Source organism: Micromonospora sp. ATLC20 (genome assembly GCF_057196585.1).
Genome location: NZ_JBXUOV010000294.1, coordinates 1 through 4,178 on the forward strand (window position 1 = coordinate 1; position 4,178 = coordinate 4,178).

The window sequence follows — 4,178 nt, forward strand, 5'->3', positions numbered from 1 at the left end:
GACCACGCCCGGTCAGTCCTCCGCCAGCACCGTGAAGGTGAAGGCGGAGCTCGTCGGACGCTTCAGCGGGATGTCGCACTTGACCCGGCGCAGCACCTCGGACCGGGTGAGGCCGAATCGGTGCGCGATGAGCCGGTCCGGGCGTACCGGCACCGGGTCGTCGAAGGTGACGTCCACCTGGACGGGCCACCGGTCCAGCGGCACCGTGGGCGCATCGAGCGTCCACGCGTCCGTCCAGTCCAGGGTGAAGCGGCAGCGCCGGGCGAACCAAGGGTCGAGCAGTGTGGCCGCCACCAGGTCGGGATCGTTGAGCTGGTGGCCGTGCAGCTCGGTGGGATCGAACGAGCTGACCGCCGCCCGCTCCCGGACGGTGAGCTTGATGGTGCGGTCGCAGGACACGCACCGGACGAGCAGCCACACGTCCAGCAACTTGCCGTTGGCGTTGACGCGGAACCGGCCCTTGGCGGCGGTGGCCGACTCGGCCCGGCAGACGGCGCAGCGCAGCGACAGCAGCGGAAGGCGGGTCCGGCGCACGACCCAGGGCAGCACGATATGCGGTTGGGATGACATGGAGACCTGATCTCTGAAGACCTGACGCGAGGCCGATTACGCGCGGCCTCGGACGCTGTGGCCGGGCGCGCGAGGGCAGCCCGGGGAGCCGGCGCGCAACGGCCGGCTACAGGCGTGGGGAACGTGTCAGGTTCTAGAGAGCAGGAGGGGTCACGCGGAATCGTCCTTCTTCGCTGCGACAGGAGTGCGGGAAACGTACGGGACGTCCGGAACCGCTCTCAACCCGTTTTCCGGGGCCGCTGCGTCGCCCATCACTTCACTGACTAAAAATTTGCACTCTCTGCAAGATCGCTCGTAGTCTCGTGGCGTGACCCCGGATCAGAGCCGCCCTGGCCTGCGTGACCGCAAGAAGCGGCAGACTCGCGCCGCCCTCAGCGCTGCCGCGCTGCGTCTGGTCGCCGAGCGCGGCCTGGACCAGGTGACGGTGGAGGAGATCAGCGAGGCCGCCGACGTGTCGGCCCGCACCTTCTTCAACTACTTCCCCAGCAAGGACGAGGCGTTGCTCGGCGACCAGCCGACGGACCGCGAGGTGCTTGCTGACCGCATCGTCGCCGCGCCGCCGGAGATGTCCGCGTTCGACGCGCTGCGGCTGGCCTTCGACGAGGTGGTCGAGGCCATCGAGGCCGATCGGGAGGTGTGGCTGCTGCGGCTGCGGGTGATCGCGGCGAACCCGTCGCTGCTGCCGCGTCTGATCAGCGGCAACGCCGAGACCGAGCAGGTGATCGTCGCGGCGGTGGCCGCCCGGCTGGGGCTCGACCCGTGCCACGGCCATCCGACGCTCGTCACCACCGTTGCCGGCGCGGTGTTCCGCACGGCCCTGATGCAGTGGGTCGAGCGACCCGACACGGCGACGCTGCGCGAACTGACCGCCGAGGCGTTCGCCGTCGTCGCCGCCGGCCTGCCCGACCCGTCCTGACCCCTCCGACCCGTACCCGCCGCCGTCGCGCGGCCGCTCGCCCGTGCACACCGACAAGGAGTTCGATGACCACCGCCACTGTTCCACCCGCCGAGACGGGTACGCGGATGTCACGCCGGGAGGTCCTCCAGGCGTTGTCCGGCCTGATGGTCGGCATGTTCGTGGCGATCCTCGCCTCGACGGTGGTGGCGAACGCGCTGCCCCGGATCATCGCCGACCTCGACGGCAGCCAGACCGTCTACACCTGGATCGTCACCAGCGAGTTGCTGGCGATGACCGCGACGGTGCCGCTGTGGGGCAAGATGGCCGACCTCTACAGCAAGAAACTGCTCATCCAGTTGTCCCTCGGTCTGTTCGTGGCCGGTTCGCTCGTCGCCGGCTTCACCCCGAACGTCGAGGTGCTGCTGCTCAGCCGGGTCATCCAGGGCATCGGCGCGGGCGGCATGACCGCGCTCGCCACGATCGTCATGGCGGCCATGATCCCGCCGCGTGAGCTGGGCCGGTACGCCGGCATCTTCGGCGCCGTCTTCGGTGTCGGCACCATCGCCGGCCCGCTGATCGGCGGCGTCCTGGTCGACACGTCCTGGCTCGGCTGGCGCTGGTGCTTCCTGATCGGCGTGCCGTTCAGCCTGCTGTCCATCGCGCTGCTGCAGAAGACGCTGCACCTGCCGGTGGTGCGCCGCAAGGTCCGCATCGACTGGCTCGGCGCCCTGCTCATCACCTCGGGCGTGTCCACGCTGCTGATCTGGTCGTCGCTGGCGGGCAACAAGTTCGACTGGGCCTCGGGCTGGACCGCGCTGCTGGTCGGCGGCGGGCTGGCGCTGCTCGCGCTCGCCGTGTTCGTCGAGGCTCGCACCGAGGAGCCGATCATCCCGCTCGGCATCTTCCGCAACCGCACCGTCAGCCTCACCACGATCGCGAGCATCCTCGTGGGCGTGGCGATGTTCGGCGGCACCGTGTTCCTGTCGCAGTACTTCCAGACCTCGCTCGGCAAGTCGCCGACGGCGGCCGGCCTGATGAGCCTGCCGATGGTCCTCGGCCTGCTGGTCTCCTCGACGGTGGCGGGCCAGCTGATCACCAAGTACGGCCGCTGGAAGATGTTCCTGGTCGCCGGCGCCGCGGTGATGACGGTCGGCATGCTGCTGCTGAGCACCATCGACGCGAACACGAGCGTGCCGGTGCTGTCGGTTTACATGGCGGTGCTGGGCGTCGGCGTCGGCATGCTCCTGCAGAACCTGGTGCTGGCCGCGCAGAACGACGTACCGGCCGCCGAACTCGGCGCGGCCACCTCGGTGCTGACGTTCTTCCGCAGCATGGGCGGCGCGGTCGGCGTGAGCGCGCTGGGCGCGGTCCTGGCGAACCGGGTGACCTCGCTGACCGTCGAGCGGCTGGGCCCGATCGCGGCCGGCGGCGGATCGGCCGAGGTGCCGGACCTGTCCGCCCTGCCGGAACCGGTGCTGCGGATCGTGCAGGACGTCTACGGCATCGCCACGTCGGAGATGTTCCTCATCGGCGCGCCGTTCGCGCTGCTGGCCCTGATCGTCGTGCTGTTCATCAAGGAGAAGCCGCTGAACACGCTCAGCGGCGACGAGCGCCGGGCCCGCGAGGAGGCGGCCGCCGCCGGCATGCACTGACCGCGTCCGGTCGAGCGTGAAGGGCCGCCCCCGGCAACACCGGGGGCGGCCCTTCCTCGCGTAGGGTCAGCGTTCGGTGCGATCGTTGATCTCGGTGCCGGACTCGCCCGGCATGGCGCCGATCGCCTCCTCGGCGGCCCGGCCGCCGGTGCTCTCGTCGCCCTGCGTCAGCGAGCTGCGGGGCAGCCCGGCCAGATGCGCCGGGTCCTCGATCGGCTGGGGCGGCCACTGGTCCTGCGTACCGTCGGTCACCCCGGCGCGGCGCAGCGCCTCGACCAGTTGGTCCGGCGACAGGCGGTCGACCTCCTGTATCCCGGCCCCGCGCGCAATCGCCTGCAGTGTCTTCAGGTCTTCGCTCACGAATGTCTCGGCCATGCCCGAGCCTTCCCGGCGCTCAAGACAAGGAAACCGCCTCTCGCCGACGGCCTGGCCCTACCCGCGTCGATCATGAAGTTGAGCCGGGCAAAACGGACACCGAATACCGTCAACCTCATGATCGAGGCGAGATGGGGGGTTTGGTCAGCGGCGGGCGGGTTTGCGGTCGGGGCGGGGACGGTCCCGTTCCGGGTCCACGCCCACCTGCACGGCGAACGCCGGATCCACGGCGAGCAGCGGCCGAGGACCGAACAGGGCCATCCCGGTCAGCAGCGTCTCGGTGTCCCGGCCCGCCCAGCTCGGCCGGCGCTCCGGGTCCAGGTCGGCGTACTCGCGCCGCAGCCGCCGCAGCAGCCCGCGCGCGGCGGCGCCGGTCTCCGGCACCTCGGTCAGCCACCAGCCGCCGAGCGCGGTGGCCAGGCAGCACAGCAGCAGCCCGGCGACCGACGCCGGACCGCCCGCCGAGCGCCCCTCGACCGCGCTGTCCACGAGCCGGGTCAACCCGACCGCGGCGACCGCGAACAACGGCACTGTGCCCAGCGCGATCCGCCGCCGCTGCCCGGGGGTGAGCAGCCAGCCGTCGCGGACCAGCCGCCCGACCGTGCGGCGCAGCGCCCGGCCCACCGCCGGGTCGGCGAGCACCGCCGCCCAGGTCTGCGGGCGGCGCAGCGCGGTGTGCAGGG

The 4,178-nt window shown here is 71.3% G+C and carries 5 protein-coding genes; 2 read left to right on the plus strand and 3 right to left on the minus strand.

Annotation, left to right across the window (positions count from 1 at the left end; genetic code table 11):
- Positions 1 to 12: 12 nt before the first annotated feature.
- Complete coding sequence (locus AC2CHG_RS30280) at positions 13 to 534, minus strand: DUF1062 domain-containing protein (protein WP_366623597.1); 522 nt, start codon at positions 532 to 534, stop codon at positions 13 to 15.
- Positions 535 to 877: 343 nt separating this feature from the next.
- On the opposite strand from AC2CHG_RS30280, the gene AC2CHG_RS30285 reads away from it, so the two are divergent.
- Positions 878 to 1,486, plus strand: coding sequence for an acyl-CoA-like ligand-binding transcription factor (locus AC2CHG_RS30285; protein ID WP_366623595.1), 609 nt, complete (start codon positions 878 to 880; stop codon positions 1,484 to 1,486).
- Between the two features lie 65 nt (positions 1,487 to 1,551).
- Positions 1,552 to 3,120 carry an MDR family MFS transporter gene (locus AC2CHG_RS30290; protein WP_484526091.1) on the plus strand — a complete coding sequence of 523 codons (1,569 nt, stop codon included), beginning with the start codon at positions 1,552 to 1,554 and terminating at the stop codon, positions 3,118 to 3,120.
- Between the two features lie 66 nt (positions 3,121 to 3,186).
- Here the strand turns inward: AC2CHG_RS30290 and AC2CHG_RS30295 are convergent, their stop codons facing one another.
- Together AC2CHG_RS30295 and AC2CHG_RS30300 are read right to left on the minus strand one after the other, a co-directional pair.
- The gene (locus AC2CHG_RS30295) at positions 3,187 to 3,495 is read right to left on the minus strand and encodes a hypothetical protein (RefSeq protein WP_091426934.1); all 309 of its coding nucleotides are present in this window, start codon (positions 3,493 to 3,495) and stop codon (positions 3,187 to 3,189) included.
- Between the two features lie 144 nt (positions 3,496 to 3,639).
- The coding region (locus tag AC2CHG_RS30300) for a TIGR04222 domain-containing membrane protein (protein ID WP_484526092.1) at positions 3,640 to 4,178 on the minus strand (539 nt) is incomplete at its 5' end.